The sequence below is a fragment of the Modicisalibacter ilicicola DSM 19980 genome (genome assembly GCF_900128925.1).
GTDB classification, from domain to species: Bacteria; Pseudomonadota; Gammaproteobacteria; order Pseudomonadales; family Halomonadaceae; genus Modicisalibacter; species Modicisalibacter ilicicola.
On sequence record NZ_FQUJ01000014.1, the window covers coordinates 1 to 17,957 of the forward strand.

The following is a 17,957-nucleotide window of genomic DNA, read 5'->3' on the forward strand; positions in this document are numbered from 1 at the left end:
ACTGCAAGACCTGCGACATCAAGGACCCGGCCCAGAACATCACCTGGGTGGCGCCGGAGGGCGGCGGCGGGCCCAACTACCCCAACATGTAATCTGGGCAGCGACGCCGGCCCATGGTGACATGGTCCGGCGTTTTCGCTCCTTCCCGATCCGCAATGGAATTGGTTCTAATCGTTATCCTGGCCTAAACCTTAAGGAAGTGCTGAATAAATCGACGAGCGACTCAAGCACAAGGCGCCCGGAGCACAGGAACCGGAGCATATTCGATATATGTGAGGAATCCGAGCACCGCGTAACGCAGTGATTGAGACGCGCAGGCCTTTATTCAGTATTTCCCTAAGGAGGAGAAACGAAGGAACCTCTTCATGGTCGATACCGAGCACCGCCTCAGACGAAGTGATGGACACCGTGTTCGCCTGGCGGCACGCCACGGCGAGCTTGCCAGGCCGACCGCCGGCCTGGCACAGGGCTTCGTCCAGGCGAACCTGGTGATCCTTCCGGAACGCGATGCCATGGCGTTTCTGCGCTTCTGCCAGGCCAACCCCCGTCCATGCCCGCTGCTGGCGGTCTCCGAGCCCGGCGAGCGACATATCGACGGGGTGGGCATCGATCTCGACATCGCCCGCGACCTCCCTCGCTATCGCCTGTTTCGAGATGGCGAGGCCGTGTCCGAGCCTCTCGACGTCGCCGATCTCTGGCGCGACGACCTGGTGAGCTTCGTGCTGGGCTGCTCCTTCACCTTCGAGCATGCCCTCATCGCCGACGGCATCCCGCTGCGCCATGTGACGCTCGGCCGCAACGTCGCCATGTACCATACCGACATTCCCCTGCAGGCCGCCGGCCCCTTCGAGGGCGACATGGTGGTTTCCATGCGACCGCTGCGCCCCGCCGACGCGATTCGAGCGATCCAGATCTGCACGCGCTATCCCCAGGTGCACGGCGCACCGATCCATCTGGCCTTCCCGGAGGCTATCGGCATCCGGGATCTCGCGGCACCCGACTATGGCGATCCGGTGCCCATCGAGTCAGACGAGATTCCGGTTTTCTGGGCCTGCGGGGTGACCCCGCAGCGTGCGTTGGAGCGGGCTCGCCTGCCCTTTGCCATCACCCATAGCCCTGGCCACATGCTGGTCACCGACATGCACGATACGCAGCTTGCTCTACTCTAGAACTGACAACAACATCGACAACAACAAACTCCACTCACTCGGGAGACGAACAATGAAGACCCACCTGCTTGGCACCTTGACCCTGGCCACCATATTGGCCGCGGGCGCCATCCCGGCGCAGGAACTACCCTCGACCACCCTGTCCTATGTCGGCAGCTGGAGCAGTCTGACGCTCTACAAGGATTTCGAGCAGCCGTTCTGGGGGCAGCATCTCACCGAGGCTTCCGACGGCCAGGTGCAGGTCGATGTCACCACCTTCGACCAGATGGGACTCAAGGGGGGAGAGGTCTTCAGCCTGCTCTCCAAGGGGGTTTTCGATATCGGCTCGACGGTGGGCGACTATACGGTCTCCGACGCTCCCGAGCTCGAGGGCATGGACATGCCCATGATCGCGCCAGAGCTGGAGAACGCGCGGGATGTGGTCAGGGCCTACAAACCCGTGCTCGACGATATCCTCAGCGAACGTTTCGGCGGGGCGAAGCTGATCGCGGCCGTCCCCTACCCGCCCCAGGTGGTGTTCTGCAACGCCGAGATCGATGGGCTGGCGTCCCTGGAAGGCAAGAAGATCCGGGCGAGCGGCCGCAGCACCGCCGAGTTCCTCGAATCGGTAGGCGCCGAGGGCATCACCCTGGCCTTCAGCGAGGTACCGGGTGCGCTGCAACGCGGTGTCATCGATTGCGCCGTCACCGGGTCGCTGTCGGGCTACAGCGCCGGCTGGTACGAGGTCTCGACTCATCTCTACCCATTGCCGGTCGGTGGCTGGGATTACGTGGTCACCGCCATGAATGGCGAGGCATGGGAAGGCATGGCGGCAGAGCTTCAGGAGTGGCTGCTCCGGCAGGTCGAGCAGCACTACGAGCAGCCGGTATGGGACAACGCGGCCCGGGAAGTCGAAGAAGGGATCGCCTGCCTGACCGGTAACGGAGAGTGCGCACAAGGCGAGCCGGGTGACATGACGCTGGTGGAAGCCTCGGAGGAAGACTTCGACCTGGCGCAGCGCATGCTCGAGGAACAGGTGCTGCCCGCCTGGGTCGGGCGCGTCGATGCAGACGACGTCGCCCGCTGGAACGAGACCATCGGCGAGGTCACCGGCGTCACCGCCAGCGAACGGTGATCGGCCGGACGCAGACGTCGCGATGGCCCCTTTCAACTCCCACCGACTCCGGAGTCGCCATGCTCACACGACTCACCGATTGGCTCGATCGCCTGATAGCGGTGATGGACACGGGCTCGCTGTGGCTGGCCCGCTTCGGCGGGCTTTTGATCCTGCTCACCGTGGGCATGGTCACCCTCGAGGTCATCTCGCGCGGCATCTGGGGGCGCTCCCTTGGCGCCTCGACCGAGCTCTCCGGCTATGTGCTGGCGATCAGTGCCAGCTGGTCCTTCGCCCATGCCCTGTTCCGCAAGGCTCATATCCGCATCGACCTGGTCTATCTGCGCCTGCCTCTCACCGCGCGGGCGATACTCGATCTCGTGGCCCTCGCCTCACTGGGGCTATTCTGCGTCTTCGTGGCCGGCGCCGTCCTGGGAGTCGCCTCGCACTCCTATGCTCAGGGCTCGCTCGCCAACACGCCACTGCAGACACCGCTATGGATACCGCAGTGGCTGTGGGCCGGTGGCATGCTCTGGTTCAGCGCCGCCGTCACCGTGCTGCTGCTGCGTGTGCTGCTGGCACTTCTGGCGCGCCAGCCCGAACAGGTGCAGCGTCTTGCCGGCAGCCCGACCCTGGATGACCAGATCGAGTCGGAAACCGCGGAGGACATGCCATGATCGCCATCGCGCTGATCGTCCTGCTCGTGCTGCTGTTCTTGAGCATCCCCGTGGCCGCCACCCTGATGGCGCTTGCCTTGTTTCTCGACGAGTTCTTCTCGGCGTTCCCCTTGCACCGTGCCCTGGGCGATGTCCTCTGGACCGCCTCCGACAGCTTCCTGCTGATCGCGATCCCGTTGTTCATTCTTCTCGGCGAGATACTGGTTCGCACCGGCGTGGCGCGCACGACCTACGAAACGCTCGAATCCTGGCTTTCCTGGCTGCCCGGGGGATTGCTGCATGCCAATATCGGGACCGCCACCCTCTTTTCCGCGACCTCGGGTTCCAGCGTGGCCACCGCCGCCACCATCGGTACGGTCGCCATGCCCCAGGCCCGGGCGCTCGGCTACGACGAGCGACTCTTTGCCGGCTCCATCGCCGCCGGCGGGACACTGGGCATCATGATCCCCCCCTCGATCAACCTGATCGTCTATGGCTTTCTGACCGAAACCTCGATCCCCCGGCTGTTTGCCGCCGGCTTGATTCCCGGTCTCCTGCTTGCGCTGCTGTTCATCCTGGGCAGCGCCCTGCTCTGTGCGATCTGGCCGACACTCGGCGGTCCGAAGCGCCACCATACTTGGAGCCAGCGCATCGGGGGGTTGCGTCATCTGGTGCCGGTGCTGACCTTGTTCGCGCTGGTGGTCGGATCGATCTATGCCGGCTGGGCCACGCCGACTGAAGCGGCTGCGCTGGGGGTAGTGGGCGCGCTGGCGATCGCGGCAGGCATGCGGCGCCTGAACCTGCGCGTCATGATAGAGGCCATCGATGGCACGATGCGGACCACGGCGATGGTCATGCTGATCATCATCACCTCCTATTTTCTCAATTTCGTGCTCGCGTCGGCGGGAGTCACCGACGATCTCAATGCTTTCATCGAAGGTGCCGGACTAGGCCCTTACGGCACGCTGATGATGGTCATCCTGCTCTATGTGGTGCTCGGCTTCTTCGTCGAAACGCTCTCGCTGATGGTCATTACCATCCCCATCGTGGCACCGATCATCATCGCTCAGGGATTCGATCCCGTCTGGTTCGGCATCCTGCTGATCCTGCTGATCGAGATGGCACTGATCACGCCACCGGTGGGCCTGAACCTCTACGTCGTGCAGAGCGTGCGCAAGCGCGGCGTACTCAATGATGTCATGGTCGGCGCCATTCCCTATGTCGTGATCATGATCCTCGTCGCCATGTTGCTCGTGCTGTTGCCGGGCATCGCCCTGTATCTGCCGTCGATTCTCGGCTGATGACCCAACACTTCCACACAATGGAGAGCACCATGACCACTTTCACAGTCGGCAACAGCGGTTCCCTGTCCATCGACATCGAAGAGCTCGTCATCGCGGGGTGGTCCGGGCGCGACGACGCGTCCATCCAGGAACATATCGAGGAATTGAAGGCGCTCGGGGTCAAGGCGCCCTCGGAGACGCCGCTCTTCTATCGGGTAGGCGCGAGTCTGGGTACCTGCGAGGAGATCATCCAGGTGCTCGGCAACGCCAGCAGTGGCGAGGCCGAGGTGCTGCTGGTCGGCACCGACGCGGGCACGCTGGTGGGCATCGCCTCGGATCACACGGATCGCGATGCCGAGACCTGGTCGGTGGCGCATTCCAAGCAGGTCTGCCCCAAGCCGATGGGACGGATGCTCTGGCCCCTCGAGGAGGTATTGCCGCACTGGGACGACCTGCAACTCGAATCCCATGCCCTGATCGACGGGCAGCACATGCTCTATCAGCAGGGCAGTGTCGCCAGCCTGCTGCCCCCTGCCGATCTGCTCGCCCGCTATGGTCAATCCACGGTGTCACTGCCTCCGGGGGTCGCCATGCTCTGCGGCACGCTGCCGGTGATCGGCGGTCCACGCGCGATGGAACGCTTCGAGATGGCCCTGATCGATCCGGTGCGAGGCCAGCGGATCGAACACCGCTATACCGTGCAAACCCTGCCGATAATCAGCTGACGAGTCATGCCATGCATCCCACGCTGAACACGCTTCTTAAAAGGCTCCAGTCGCGCCAGCACAACGCCACCGAGTTGCTCGACGACTGCCTCGCGCGCATCGCCGAACGCGACGACGGCCGCATTCACACGGCACTGTTCGAGGCGAGCGCTCGCGCGCAAGCCGAGGCATGTGACCGGTTGTACCGCGAGGCGCTTCCCCAGGGGCCCCTGGCCGGCCTGCCCATCGCCATCAAGGCACTTTTCGACGTCACGGGTGCGGTGACCCATGCCGGCTCGCGGCTATTGGCGGATGCCCCACCGGCCACCCGCGATGCCAGCGCCGTGGAGCGGCTCCGCCAGTCTGGCGCCATTCTCACCGGGCACACCAACATGACCGAGTTCGCCTATTCGGGGCTCGGCCTCAATCCGCATTACGGCACTCCCGATAACCCCGTGGCACCCGGTCGCATTCCCGGCGGCTCCTCCTCCGGTGCCGCGGTCGCCGTTGCCGAAGGCATGGCCGCGGCAGCGCTGGGGACCGATACCGGTGGCTCCGTGCGCATCCCGGCAGCCTTCTGCGGGCTCGTGGGGTTCAAGCCCTCGCAGTATCGTGTGCCGCTGGAGGGGGCGCTCCCTCTCTCCTGTTCCCTCGACTCGATCGGCCCCATCGCCCCGTCGGTCGACTGTTGCGCGCGGCTGGATGCGGTCCTGAGTGGCGAACCGATGCCAGCGCCGGGGCTCGATTCGGTCAAGGGTCTGCGACTCGCCGTGCCCGGTCATTACCTGCTCGAGGACATCGACAGCACGGTCGCGGTGGCCTTCGAGCGTGCGCTCGCCAGCCTGAGCGCGGCAGGCGCGGTGATCCGGGAGATACCCCTGCCGCAACTGCTTGAACTCCCGGAGCTTCTCGAGGGTGGCGGCTTCACCGCCGCCGAGAGCTATCATGTGCATCGCGACTGGCTTGCCGAGCATTGCGACCGCTACGATCCGCGGGTGGGATCGCGCATCCAGCGCGGCGCCGATCTCTCCGCCGCCGACTACCTGGAACTCCAGCGCCGCCGTCGCTTCCAGGTCGCGCGGATGGATCGGCTGCTGCAGGACGTCGATGCCCTGGTTTCGCCGACTGTACCGGTAGTGCCGCCCCTGTTCGTGGCACTCGAGCAGGACGAGGACTACAGCCGCACGAACCTGCTGGTGCTGCGCAATCCGACGGCCGGGAATCTGCTGGATCTGTGCGCCATCTCCCTGCCCTGCCACTGGCCCGACGAGCTGCCGGTGGGCTTGATGCTGATGGCGCGCAACGGCATGGACCATGCCTTGCTGCGCCAGGCCGCGGGGGTAGAAGCGGTGCTGGCCTCGTCAGGAAGGCCCCAAGACGCGACACCGTGATCATCGCCCTGGTGATCAAGATGCTGTTGACCGCGGTGGTGGTCATCGCCGTCACGTTGACCGTGGCGCATGTCGGTCCGCGTCTCGGCGGCATCGTCGCCGGCACTCCCATCGTGCTGGGTCCCGCGTTCTTCTTCCTGGGGCGCGAACAGGAAGCCGCTTTCATTGCCGAGGCCGCTGTCTCGACGCTGCACGCGCTGGCGGCCACCTTGCTGTTCACGATCGCCTACGTACTGGCGGCGGGTCGATTCGCTGCGCTGGCAAGCCTTTCCATGGCATTGCTCGCCTGGATGGCGGGCGCCGCCGTGTTCGCGCGGTTGCCGGGAGGCTACGGGATCGCCCTGGTGACCTATGCCGCGGTGTTTGCGTTGGCCCTGGGGCTGAAGTACTGGCTTCGGCTGCCCCAGGCAAGGGTGCGTGCACCTTCCCGCTGGTCGGATCTGCTGTTGCGCGGTGTGATCGCCGGCGCCCTTGTCGGCGTTGCCACCACCGCCGCCACCCAAGCAGGCCCCGATGTTTCAGGCATGCTGATCGGCTTCCCGGTGGGCTTTCTGGTGATCGCCTTCACCCTTCATCAACGCTTCGGTGCACCGGTCGCCCGCGCCACGGTCACCACGGCCCAGAGCGGCATGTTGAGCCTGGTCGCCTTTGCCGCCACCGAGGCGATCACCGCGCGTGCCCTCGGCGGCATCATTGCCTTCTATCTCGCCCTGGCGGCCTCGCTGGGCGTGAGCGCACTCCTTCTGCTGGCGACTCGCCAGGGCCACGAACGCTGAAGGCGACTGTCGACCCCATGCTTCTATCCTCCTGCCGTGGCCACGGGTCGCTGCGGGTCGCGAATCCAGTGGCTCCAGGAGCCGGCGTACAAGCGTGGCAAGGGACGACCGGCGATGGCATAGGCGACAATGTTGTGACAGGCGGTCACCCCGGACCCGCAATAGCTGATCGCGTGTTCCTCCCGGGGCAGTTCATCATCGAGTTCCTCGGCGCTCTTGAAATAGCCGCTGGGGGTCAGGTTGGCTCCACAAGGCCGGCAGATCGCGCCGGGAATATGCCCGGCCACCGGGTCGACGGGCTCGGCCTCGCCGCGAAAGCGCTCCAGGGACCGGGCATCGACCAGGATATCGGACGTCGACAGCAGTGTGTCGGCAGCGACCAGCCGGGCATCGTCGAAGTTCGGCCGCCAGTCGCTGGGTGAAACGTCACTCGTCGCCTGGGTCATCTCGCCCCCCTCGTGCTGCCAGGCCAGCAGGCCGCCATCGAGCAAGCGTACGCCGGGATGCCCCGCCCAGCAGTGCAGCATCCACCAGGCCCGTGCCGCAGCCATCTGGCCGCCCATGTCGTCGTAGACGACGATCGGGGTCGTCGGTGAAATTCCCAGGTGCTGCAAGACAGCGGTAAAGGCGGCTTCGGTCGGCAATGGATGTCGCCCCCCCTGCTCCGGGCCGGGCAGCCAGGTCGCGATCCAGATCGAGATGCCGACTGCCGGGGATGTGCCCGGCTTCCCATAGACGACGTCCGGCGTCCGTGTCGTCCAGGCGGGCCCGGCAATCCAGGACACATGGAGGCTCGCCCGAAGCGATGGCCTTGTGCAATGTCGTCGCATCGATCAATGGCCACGGTGTCAGGTTGACGGTCATGGCATGGGTTCTCCCTGCAGGCGCTTGAGGGGGGCACGCCGTGCGATCAGGCGACGACGCCCGGCATTCGTGAAGCGCACCTCGATTACCGGATTGGAAGGGTTGCCTTCGACAAGCACGATCTCGCCGGCACCGAATACTTCATGCAACACCCGCTGACCGGGGGTATAGAGATCGTCGACCCCCTCTCGACTGCTCGCGGCAATGGCACTTGCCTGTCTCGCCGACGCCAGGGGGAGTGTCGCTCCCGACGCGGCGAGGTAGCGAGCAACGAGTTCCGGTGACCCGACTTCCACGGCCGTCGTCGTGCCATCGCGCAACGCTCGGGCGACGCGGTTGCCATCTTCCCAGGCGCTTTCGGCGATGAAGCGGCTCGGGCGGTGTTCACCGCCGTCGTGCAGCATCAGAAGACGCTCCCGAGCCCGCGTTATCGCCACATAGAACAGCCGGCGCTCCTCTTCCAGCCGCTCGTCGTCCAGGGGGTTGTCCCGGCTGTAATGCGGAAAGTCCTCCTCGTTCGCGCCCCACAGTGCCACCCAGGGCCACTCCAATCCCTTGGCACCATGCACCGTGGTGATCAACACCCCATCGGTTCGATTCTCGACCGGGCGATGAAGCAGGTCGATGAAATCTTCCGGCGCCTGGACGAGTTCGTCCGCCTGTTCGATCAGCACATCGAGCAGGCGGACGTCCTCCTCGCCCTTTTCACGGCGCGCCGCGGCTCGCTTGAGCACCTTTTCGGCATCGAGACGTTCGACGATCAGCTCGAGCAAGCGCGCCGGCGGCAGGGCCGCCAGCCTGGGCAGTTCGCAGAGCAGTTCCCAGCGGCGCTTGAGATTGCGCCGCTGCATCGGCTTGAGGCCTGCCAGCAGAGGGTCGTGACGCTCGGGCCAGCGTTGGCTCTCCGCCAGACGCAGTGCCAGTCTCTGCAGTCGCTCCCGGGCCACGAAGGGAGTGGGCTGCGACAGCAGCAGCAACAGATGCCCGGGGTCCTGCAGCAGGCGAGGCTCGCGGGCCAGGCGAAGATAGCCCGCCAGGGCCTGCACCAGCGGCAGGCGAAAGACGAAGCGATCATCCCGGGACAGACGAAAGGGGATGCCGGCGCGCAGCAACTGCAACTGCACAGAGACCGACAGGGACCAGCTTCTCACCAGGATACAGGCCTGAACCAGAGAACGGCCGCCGCGTTGCCAGTTCGTCAGTTCCTCGATCAGGCGTCCACCGCCCTGCCCGGTATCGATGCTGGTGAGAGGATTGCCCGGGGCCGCCACACAGAGCTGATCGGGTCGACGACGATTGGCGCTTATGGCGTGGTTGGCGCTCAGGGCCAGGGCGTGCCCATGACGAAAGGTGGCCGACAGCGGGTAGTCGGAGGCCGCGCCGAAGCTCGCGGTGAAACGCTCGAGCATGTAATCGGGGCGGGCACCTCGCCACTCGTAGATGCACTGGTTGGCATCCCCCACCACCATCACATCGGCCTGGCGCCCCGCCAGCACCGCCAGCAGTCGCTGTTGCGCCTCGTTGATGTCCTGATACTCGTCGACGATGACATGGTCGAGAAAGCCCTGCACGCGGTTGCGTACCGCGCTGTCGCCTTCGAGGCAGCGCAGTGGACGGTAGAGCAGGTCGGCATAGGTCATCTGCCCGTGCTGTTCGAGCAGCGACTCCAGCTGCTCGAAGGCGTCGATGAAATGGCCGGTGTCCGGACCGAAGTCGAGCCGGTCGTAGAGTGTCGCCGGCGGCATCATCTCGGCCTTGACCAGCTCGCAGAAATGGCTGAGCGCCTCGAGGCGCTCGGGCTCCAGGGCCGCCTCCCGCGCGCTCTCCTCGGCGGTTTCCAGAGCCCGCATGGCGGCCTGACGCAGCAGGCGCTCACGCTGCCAGTCCGCCAGCAATTCCCGGGGAGCGAGTCGTCCCCAGCGGGTCAGGCTTTGGGTCAGGCGATGACCGATGGAGTGGAAGGTCCGCACCTCGGGCAACGCTTGCCCGGCAGGTGCCAGCGCGGCGAGCTTGGACGTGAAGTCCTCCCGGGCGGCGCGGTTGAACATCAGCACCAGAATACGCCGGGCCGGCACCCCCTGGGCCAGCAGATGCAGGACCCGGGCCACCATGGTGGTGGTCTTGCCGGCACCCGCCACCGCCGCGACCCGCGCGTGCCCTCGCTCATGGGCAACCACCGCGTGCTGTTCGGCCGTCAGGTTCACGACGATCCCGCGTCGAGGACGCCCAGGGGCTGCCACACGCCCTGGCTGACGAGGCCCAGTTCGGTCTGGTCCCTCACCTGGCGATGCTCGGCGAGCTCGACCAGGCGATAGTAGACGTTGCGGTTGAAGCGGGCTCCAAGACCAAAGCGCACGCTGACTTCCGGCACCGGCTCGCCTTCCGGGGTCTGGCTGACGACCAGGCGATGCTCATGGCCCAGGTCGAGCCGATCCCCCATGTTGGTGGTGAGGTGCCAGAGCGTCACCTCTCCCGACTGCTCGGGTTCGGCATCGACGATCAGGAAGGGACGGTCCTCGACGCGAATGTGCATCTTCTCCACCGGGGTGACCAGGCAATATGCCCCATCGGCCTCGCGACGCAATAGCGTCGACAGCAGGCGCAAGAGACGCGGTCGCTGGATGGGCGCGCCTTCATGTATCCAGGTGCCGTCACTGCGGATCACGAGGTCCATGTCACCGCTGTGCTCGGGGTTCCACTGATCGACCGGCGGTATCTTGCCACCGGGTTCGACATGCGACAGTAACGGTTCCAGCGCCATGGCTCCTCCCTGACTGACATGGGTCAGACGACATGCCTAAACGAGTTGGTTACATCAGATTAGCGTCTGTCAGTGCCTGTCGCATCTCTTCCGATGCCTGGGGCGCGGCGGCACGAAAGAGACGGTAGAAATTGACCGTGGTCTGCATCGCCACCTCGTCGAGGCTGATGCCTCGCTCCCGGGCGATACAGTCGGCAACCTCCACCACCCACTGGGGTTCGTTCGGCTTGCCGCGATGCGGTACCGGCGCCAGGTACGGGCTGTCGGTCTCGATCAGCAGCCGATCCAGCGGGATCGCCCGCGCCAATTCGCGAATCGCCTCGGCGTTGCGAAACGTCACGATGCCCGACAGGGAGATGAAGAAGCCGTGAGCCACGGCCTGGCGTGCCATGTCGAGTTCCTCGGTGAAACAGTGCAGCACGCCGCCGACGGCCGGGTCGGTGTGCTCGCGAATCAACGAGAGCGTCTCATCCCTGGCGTCTCGCGTATGCACGATGACCGGCAACTCGAGCTCGGTAGCCGCCTGGAGATGACGCCTGAAACGCTCGAACTGCACTTCTCGGGGGATGGTGTCGTAGTGATAGTCGAGCCCGGTTTCACCGATGGCCACCACGTCGAAGCGTTCGGCGCAGGCCTTGATCTCCTCGACACTGGGTTCGCGCGCGACTCGGTGCAGCGGATGGACACCGGCCGAGATGGCGACGTCCTCGTGTGCTCGCGCAATCCCGGCCAGCGTCTCGACATCCTCGAGGGTGACGGCGATGGCAAGAAACTGGCGCACCTCCCGCTCGCGGGCGGCGTCCAGGGCCGCATTCAGATCCCCCGAATGCGCCTTGAGATCGAGACGGTCGAGATGACAATGGGAGTCGACAAACATGCGCAAACAACACTCGTGTCAGGAAATGAAAACGTGTCCCCTTCACAGCGCTCAAAGCGTGTAGGTGGGGGCTCCCTTGTTGAGCTGCCCGGCCAGTTGGCTCTCGATGCGGTCGCGCACCGCCTGGTCCTCGGCACTGAAATGGATGCCGATGCCCGGCATGCGGCGCCCCGAGACCCCCGGGGGCGAGATCCACACCACCTGCCCCGTGACGGGAAGACGCTCGCTCTCCTCGGGCAGGGTCAGGAGGAGAAAGACCTCCTGGCCGAGGGTGTAACGCTCCTGGGTGGGAACGAAGATGCCACCTCGCTCGAGCATCGGCATGTAGGCCGAGAGCAAGGTCTGGGTATTCTTGATACTCAAGGAGAGTGCTTTCTTTCCGGACATTTGTTGCCTCGTGGCTCAAGGGGCTCTAGGAACGCAGCAGCGCCGACCAGCGTACCAGCCAGGCTTCGAGCACCAGCTGCGGATTGGGGTTGCTCCCCGTCACCAGCAGGCGCCGCTGCTCCCGTGCATAGTCGAGCAGGCGAAACCAGTCCTGCACTCGCGCATTCTTGGTCGCCTGACGGTAGAGAGGCAGCAGATCGAGGTTGCGCACGCGTTCGGTATCACCGGACAGGCCAAGGCGGATCAGATCCTCGAGCCAGGTGATACCGTACCACAGGATGCGGTCCACGGCCTGGCGATCCAGACGCGAGGCCTCGGCAACCGGTTCGCTCCCCCGCACCAGTGCATCGAACAGCTCCTGCAGTTCCTGGCGCAGCGCACGGGATTCGGAACTGGCCAGCTCTCTAGCTAGTAACGGCAATCCGCCCGAGACCCTTAGCCAGAATTGCCCATCATCCCCCTCTCCCAGGGCGTCGCTCAACCAGGGCAGGCACGCTGATGCCTCCGGAACACCAAGCGGCCAGTGCTGGCAACGGGACCGGATAGTCGCCAGCATGCGCGAGGGCACATCCGCCAGCAGAATGAACAGGGTGCGTTCCCCGGGCTCCTCCAGGCTCTTGAGCAAGGCGTTGGCGGCGGCGACGTTCATCGCCTCGGCGGGCTGCAAAAGGATGACGCGATAACCGCCCTGCTGCGCCGTCTGTGCCACGAAGTGGTTGACCTCACGAATCGGATCGATGCGTATCTGGCGACTCTTCTCCGCCGGAGAGACCCGCAGCAGGTCGGGATGGTAGCCCGACAGCAGCATGCGACAGTCATGGCATTCGCCACAGGCGACCTCGCCAGGTCGACGACACAGCGTTCGGGCCAGCAAGGCCTCGGCCAGTTCCTGCTTGCCCACCCCATGCGGCCCGGAAAGCAGCAAGGCATGCGGCAGTCGGCCGGCCTCCTGCAATCCAGTCAGACGTGTCCACAACGACTGTTGCCAGGGCAGCGGCCTCACGTCATGCCCCCCCACCAGTCTTGCAGACAGGCTTCGATAGCCTGCTGAACGTCCTCGAGCGACTGGGCGGCATCGATGATCGCGAAACGCTCCGGCTGGGAGGATGCCCGCCGCAGATAGACGTTGCGCACGGCGGTGAAGAAGTCCGCACGTTCCTGTTCGAAGCGATCCCGCTCGTTGCCACGCTCGCTGACCCGGCGTTGCGCGGCCTCGACCGGCATGTCCAGCAGTAGCGTCAGATCCGGCTGCAGTCCTCGCTGCACCAGGGTTTCCAACGTGGCGATGGCATCGTTGTCGATACCGCGTCCGCCACCCTGGTAGGCGAAGGTGGCATCGGTGAAGCGATCGCAGACGACCCAGGCCCCTCGTGCCAGGGCCGGACGAACGAGTCGTTCGAGGTGCTGGGCGCGGGCGGCGAAGATCAGCAGCAATTCGGCATCATCGCTCAGCGGCTCCTCCTCGGCGGGGTCCAGAAGCAGGCGTCGAATCGCCTCGGCACGGGGCGTCCCACCGGGCTCCCGGGTACGCACGACCTCGACCCCGCGCCGTGCCAGGAACTCGCAGACAAAACCGAGGTTGGTGCTCTTGCCGACCCCTTCACCGCCCTCGAGGGTGATGAAGCGACCACGTCCTGGCGAACGACTCTCATCCAACATAGCGTGCCGAACTCATCGATTGAGAATGTAGCGACGCACCGCCGCATTGTGTTCTTTCAAGTTGCGCGAGAAGTGATGCGTTCCATCCCCCTTGGCGACGAAGTAAAGCGCGTTCCCCTCGGCGGGATCCACTGCCGCCTCCAGGGCCGCCCGGCCGGGCATGGCGATCGGTGTCGGTGGCAAGCCATCGATCACGTAGGTGTTGTACGGGGTGGGCCGGCGCAGATCGGCGCGGGTGATATTGCCCTCATACCTGTCTCCCATGCCGTAGATCACGGTGGGGTCGGTCTGCAGGCGCATTCCTCGCTCCAGCCGACGCTTGAAGACGCCGGCGATCTCGCGACGCTCGCCCTCGGCGCCTGTCTCGCGCTCGATCAGCGACGCCATGATCAGTGCCTCATAGGGAGACTCCAGAGGCAGATCGCCGCGGCGCGCCTCCCAGGCCGCGGTCAGTTCCGATTCCATCCGTGCATGAGACTGGCGCAATATGTCGAGATCGCTGCTGCCCTTGTGATAACGATAGGTATCCGGGAAGAAACGCCCTTCCGGATGCTGATCCGGGCGCCCCAATGCCGCCATGACCTCGGCATCGCTCATTCCGGCAGTACGCTGGGACAGCTTGGGAGCGGAGGCCAGCAGATCGCGCATCTGCCCGAAGGTCCAGCCTTCGGGGATCGTCAGCGGGTAGCTCACGACCTCATCGCTTCCCAGCAGCGCGATGGCTTCCCTGCTGCTCATCCCCGGCTTGAGCATGAATTCTCCGGCGCGCAGCTGTGACACGCTGTCAGGCGACAGTCTTGCCAGCAGTCGCAGCGACCAATCCTCGGCCAGGATACCGCGTTCGGCGAGATCATTGACCACGCGATTGAAGCTGGCGCCTCGCGGCACTTCGTAGAGGGTCGGCTCCTCGATGGCAATGGGTGCCGCGAGGCGCAATTGCCAGTACTGGTAACCGGCAAAGGCCAGCCCGCCCCCCAGAACGAGCAGGATGATCACTGCCTTGAGCAACCGCATGTCTCGCCCTTCCTCTAAAACGTACTCGGATAGCCCAGTAATTCATGGGCCTTCATTTGCAGCAAGCGGTGGGCGGGACCCAGCGCCCATTGTCTGATGACCTTGCCGTCCGCAGCCTCGAGCTGGGTGACCGGCCACACGCCCTGGACCGAGTTGCCCAGCCACAGCGCCTGAACCGTATCCAGCTCATCGGCGTGGCGTGATACCTCGTCGATCGGCTGGCTCGCCAGCAACGCCGCGCGCAGCGTGCCGGCAACGCCACAGCGGTCGAGCCGCGGTGTCTCCAGACACCCGTCCTGCAGCCAGAACAGATTCATGCAGGTCGCCTCGACCACACAACCCTCGCTGTCGCACAGCACACCTTCGGCAATACCTTCGTCCCGCCATTCCTGGCGGGCGAGCACGTTCTCCAGGCGATTGAGATGCTTGAGCCCTGCCAAGCGCGGCTGAATGCCGAGCCGGAGTTCGCACAGCCGCAACCTGACGCCTTCACGCCAACGGTACGGGGCGGGAGTGAAGTGCATCACCTGCCAGCGCAGACGCGGCTCGGCCTCGTCGGGAGGCAGGTAACCTCGGCCGCCGCTGCCCCGTGTGACGATGATCTTCAGCAGGTGCAGTCCGGGGCCGGCCTGGTACGGCAGGGCATCGAGCATGGCTCGGTCGGGGAAAGGGATGGCAAGCCGCTCGCAGCCGCGTGCCAGACGCATCAGGTGCTCGTTCCAGAGTAGGGGTCGATTGTCGCGGACCAGCACGGTCTCGAAGAGGCCATCCCCGTAGGCGAATCCCCGGTCGTCGATTGGAACCTTGCCATCATGCATGGTCGATCAGAGGCGCCCGAAGATCAGTGACCCGTTGGTACCGCCGAAGCCAAACGAATTGGACAGGGCGTAATCCAAGGCCATTTGCCGGGCGGTGTGCGGCACATAATCGAGCGCGCAGCCTTCCTGGGGATTGTCCAGATTGATGGTCGGTGGCACGACCTGATCGCGCAATGCCAGAATGCTGAAAATCGCCTCGACGGCACCGGCCGCTCCCAGCAGGTGGCCGATCATCGACTTGGTCGAGCTGACCGCCACCGACGCGGCCGCTGCCCCCATGACCTGTTCGATGGCGCGACTCTCGGCCAGGTCGCCAGTCTGGGTAGAGGTCCCGTGGGCATTGATGTAACCGATCTGCGCAGGGTCGAGTTCGGCATCGCGAATGGCGTTGCGCATCGCCAATGCCGCGCCACGGCCATCCTCGGGCGGCGCCGTCATGTGGTGGGCATCGTCGCTCATGCCGAAGCCCTTGATTTCGGCGTAGATGGTGGCCCCGCGCTTTTTGGCTTGCTCGTACTCCTCGAGGACCAGTACCCCGGCGCCATCGGAGAGCACGAAGCCATCACGGTCGCGATCCCAGGGGCGACTCGCCTGCTCGGGAGCCTCATTGCGAGTGGACAGCGCCCGGGCGGCGGAAAAGCCTCCCAGACCCAGCGGTGTGGTCGCCATCTCGGACCCGCCACAGAGCATCACATCGGCATCGCCGTAGGCGATGGTTCGGGCACCGTAGCCGATGTTGTGCGTTCCGGTGGTGCATGCCGTGGTGATGGCAATGTTGGGACCACAGAAACCGTGCTGGATCGCCAGATTGCCGGCAATCATGTTGATGATCGACCCGGGGACGAAAAAGGGCGAGATACGCCGGGCCCCGCCCTTGTTCAGGGCATTGTGGTTATGCTCGATCATCGGCAGGCCACCGATCCCCGAACCGATGGCGACTCCGATCCGGTGGGCGTTCTGCTCGCCGCATTCAAGACCGGCATCCTCGATCGCCTGGTTGCCGGCGGCAATGCCGTACTGGATGAAGAGATCCATCTTGCGCGCGTCCTTGGGGTTCAGGTAAGGACTGATGTCGAAGTCCTTGACCGATCCACCGAAGCGCGTGTTGAAGCCGCTGGTATCGAAGTGCTCGATCGGGGCGACGCCGCTCTTGCCTGCCAGGATGTTGGCCCAGCTCTCTTTGACGGTGTTCCCGACCGGCGTTACCAGGCCCAGTCCGGTCACCACGACCCTTCTACGAGGCATCAGCTTTCCTCCAGACGTCAAAATCGTGCGCACTTGCATGTCGCATCGCTGTGGCGCGCATTATACCCGAAGCATACCCGCTATGGGCCAATGATGCGTAAAACGAAAGCCGCTCTGTTTCCAGAACGGCTTTCGTGAATACAGGCGGTCCAGGCCGCGCTTACGCCATCTTACTGGTGAGCAACGACGTAATCGATCGCTTCCTGCACGGTGGTGATCTTCTCGGCTTCCTCGTCGGGGATTTCGGTATCGAATTCCTCTTCAAGCGCCATGACCAATTCGACGGTATCCAAGGAATCCGCACCGAGATCTTCGGTAAAAGAAGACGTGTTCTGGATATCTTCTTCCTTGACGTTCAGGCGCTCGGCCACGACTTTCTTCACACGCTCTTCGATGGTGCTCATTACGTTGCTACTCCTAATGGTACATATCCGTCGGCAAGACTGCCGGTAGTTTATAGTCGGCCTCTGGTTGACGCAACCGAGGCGCCCTCTGACAACTTAACGCATGTTCATGCCACCGTTGACCTGCAGCGTCTCGCCGGTGATGTAACTGGCAGCATCGCTGGTCAGGAAGCCAACGGCGGCAGCGATCTCTTCGGGCCGACCCAGTCTCGCCAGGGGGATCTGGCCGAGCAATGTCGCCTGCTGTTCTTCCGGCAAGCCCTCGGTCATGTCCGTCGCGATGAAACCGGGTGCCACGGCGTTCGCGGTGATGTTCCGTGAAGCCACTTCCCGTGCCAGGGCCCGGGTAAAACCTTCCATGCCCGCCTTGGCGGCCGCGTAGTTGGTCTGCCCCAGGTTCCCCATGGTCGCCACCACCGAGCTGATGCTGACGATACGCCCGAAGCGCGCCTTGGTCATTCCGCGGACACACGCCTTGGTGACACGATAGACGGACTTGAGGTTGGTATCGAGGACCGAATCCCACTCGTCCTCCTTCATGCGCATCAGCAGATTGTCCCGGGTGATGCCGGCATTGTTGACCAGAATGGTGGGAGCACCGAACTGCTCGCCGATCGAGGAGACCAGCGCATCGACACTGCTCTGGTCGGTGACATCGAGCCTGCGCCCAGCGCCTTCGATGCCTTGAGCCTTGAGGTCGGCATCGATCTTCTCGGCGCCCTGCTCACTGGTCGCGGTACCGACCACGATCCTTCCCTGACGGCCGAGTTCGTGAGCAATGGCGCGACCGATACCGCGAGTCGCACCGGTGATCAGGGCGATTCTGGGTTCGCTTGTAGTCATGGCGTTTTCCGAA

General features: G+C 64.6%; 20 protein-coding genes. 8 read left to right on the forward strand and 12 right to left on the reverse strand.

What is annotated here, in order from left to right:
- The 8 genes from BUA41_RS14460 to BUA41_RS14495 all read left to right on the forward strand — a co-directional run.
- A partial coding sequence (locus tag BUA41_RS14460; protein WP_139249141.1) for a 4Fe-4S dicluster domain-containing protein occupies window positions 1-92 on the forward strand: 92 nt, incomplete at its 5' end.
- A gap of 273 nt (window positions 93-365) precedes the next feature.
- Window positions 366-1,169: a putative hydro-lyase gene (locus BUA41_RS14465; RefSeq protein ID WP_072824127.1), complete on the forward strand. Its 804-nt coding sequence runs from the start codon at window positions 366-368 to the stop codon at window positions 1,167-1,169.
- 52 nt (window positions 1,170-1,221) lie between these two features.
- Window positions 1,222-2,283: a TRAP transporter substrate-binding protein gene (locus BUA41_RS14470; protein WP_072824129.1), complete on the forward strand. Its 1,062-nt coding sequence runs from the start codon at window positions 1,222-1,224 to the stop codon at window positions 2,281-2,283.
- Window positions 2,284-2,342: 59 nt separating this feature from the next.
- The gene (locus BUA41_RS14475) at window positions 2,343-2,939 is read left to right on the forward strand and encodes a TRAP transporter small permease subunit (RefSeq protein WP_072824131.1); all 597 of its coding nucleotides are present in this window, start codon (window positions 2,343-2,345) and stop codon (window positions 2,937-2,939) included.
- Window positions 2,936-4,219: a TRAP transporter large permease gene (locus tag BUA41_RS14480; protein ID WP_072824133.1), complete on the forward strand. Its 1,284-nt coding sequence runs from the start codon at window positions 2,936-2,938 to the stop codon at window positions 4,217-4,219. Before BUA41_RS14475 ends, BUA41_RS14480 begins: the two co-directional genes overlap by 4 nt.
- A 32-nt stretch (window positions 4,220-4,251) precedes the next feature.
- Complete coding sequence (locus BUA41_RS14485; RefSeq protein ID WP_072824135.1) at window positions 4,252-4,926, forward strand: DUF2848 domain-containing protein; 675 nt, start codon at window positions 4,252-4,254, stop codon at window positions 4,924-4,926.
- Window positions 4,927-4,937: 11 nt separating this feature from the next.
- Entirely contained in the window at window positions 4,938-6,296 is a 1,359-nt protein-coding gene (locus tag BUA41_RS14490; RefSeq protein WP_072824137.1) for an amidase, read from the forward strand.
- Entirely contained in the window at window positions 6,293-7,072 is a 780-nt protein-coding gene (locus BUA41_RS14495; RefSeq protein WP_084671639.1) for a hypothetical protein, read from the forward strand. The genes BUA41_RS14490 and BUA41_RS14495 overlap by 4 nt, the downstream gene beginning before the upstream one ends.
- A gap of 23 nt (window positions 7,073-7,095) precedes the next feature.
- Here the strand turns inward: BUA41_RS14495 and BUA41_RS14500 are convergent, their stop codons facing one another.
- From BUA41_RS14500 to fabG, 12 genes are all read right to left on the reverse strand, one after another.
- A complete protein-coding gene (locus BUA41_RS14500; RefSeq protein WP_245791930.1) occupies window positions 7,096-7,857 on the reverse strand; it encodes a sulfurtransferase in 762 nt (253 codons plus the stop codon).
- A 75-nt stretch (window positions 7,858-7,932) separates the two neighbouring features.
- On the reverse strand, window positions 7,933-10,140 hold the full coding sequence (locus tag BUA41_RS14505; RefSeq protein WP_072824139.1) for an ATP-dependent helicase: 2,208 nt from the start codon (window positions 10,138-10,140) through the stop codon (window positions 7,933-7,935).
- Complete coding sequence (locus BUA41_RS14510; protein ID WP_072824141.1) at window positions 10,137-10,697, reverse strand: DUF1285 domain-containing protein; 561 nt, start codon at window positions 10,695-10,697, stop codon at window positions 10,137-10,139. Before BUA41_RS14510 ends, BUA41_RS14505 begins: the two co-directional genes overlap by 4 nt.
- A 49-nt stretch (window positions 10,698-10,746) precedes the next feature.
- Window positions 10,747-11,574, reverse strand: a complete 828-nt coding sequence (locus tag BUA41_RS14515; RefSeq protein WP_072824143.1) for a TatD family hydrolase — start codon at window positions 11,572-11,574, stop codon at window positions 10,747-10,749.
- A 51-nt stretch (window positions 11,575-11,625) separates the two neighbouring features.
- A complete protein-coding gene (locus tag BUA41_RS14520) occupies window positions 11,626-11,961 on the reverse strand; it encodes a PilZ domain-containing protein (protein ID WP_072824145.1) in 336 nt (111 codons plus the stop codon).
- A 25-nt stretch (window positions 11,962-11,986) separates the two neighbouring features.
- Window positions 11,987-12,964 (reverse strand): DNA polymerase III subunit delta', encoded by a 978-nt coding sequence (locus BUA41_RS14525; RefSeq protein WP_072824147.1) that lies wholly within the window; start codon window positions 12,962-12,964, stop codon window positions 11,987-11,989.
- A complete protein-coding gene (gene tmk, locus BUA41_RS14530; protein ID WP_072824149.1) occupies window positions 12,961-13,620 on the reverse strand; it encodes a dTMP kinase in 660 nt (219 codons plus the stop codon). Before tmk ends, BUA41_RS14525 begins: the two co-directional genes overlap by 4 nt.
- Before the next feature lie 12 nt (window positions 13,621-13,632).
- Complete coding sequence (gene mltG, locus BUA41_RS14535; RefSeq protein ID WP_072824151.1) at window positions 13,633-14,634, reverse strand: endolytic transglycosylase MltG; 1,002 nt, start codon at window positions 14,632-14,634, stop codon at window positions 13,633-13,635.
- A gap of 14 nt (window positions 14,635-14,648) precedes the next feature.
- Window positions 14,649-15,452: an aminodeoxychorismate lyase gene (pabC, locus tag BUA41_RS14540; RefSeq protein ID WP_072824153.1), complete on the reverse strand. Its 804-nt coding sequence runs from the start codon at window positions 15,450-15,452 to the stop codon at window positions 14,649-14,651.
- A 6-nt stretch (window positions 15,453-15,458) separates the two neighbouring features.
- Window positions 15,459-16,697, reverse strand: a complete 1,239-nt coding sequence (gene fabF, locus BUA41_RS14545; RefSeq protein ID WP_072824155.1) for a beta-ketoacyl-ACP synthase II — start codon at window positions 16,695-16,697, stop codon at window positions 15,459-15,461.
- 170 nt (window positions 16,698-16,867) lie between these two features.
- Window positions 16,868-17,101, reverse strand: coding sequence for an acyl carrier protein (gene acpP, locus BUA41_RS14550; protein ID WP_011506901.1), 234 nt, complete (start codon window positions 17,099-17,101; stop codon window positions 16,868-16,870).
- Window positions 17,102-17,197: 96 nt separating this feature from the next.
- Entirely contained in the window at window positions 17,198-17,944 is a 747-nt protein-coding gene (gene fabG / locus BUA41_RS14555) for a 3-oxoacyl-ACP reductase FabG (RefSeq protein WP_072824290.1), read from the reverse strand.
- Window positions 17,945-17,957: the final 13 nt, after the last annotated feature.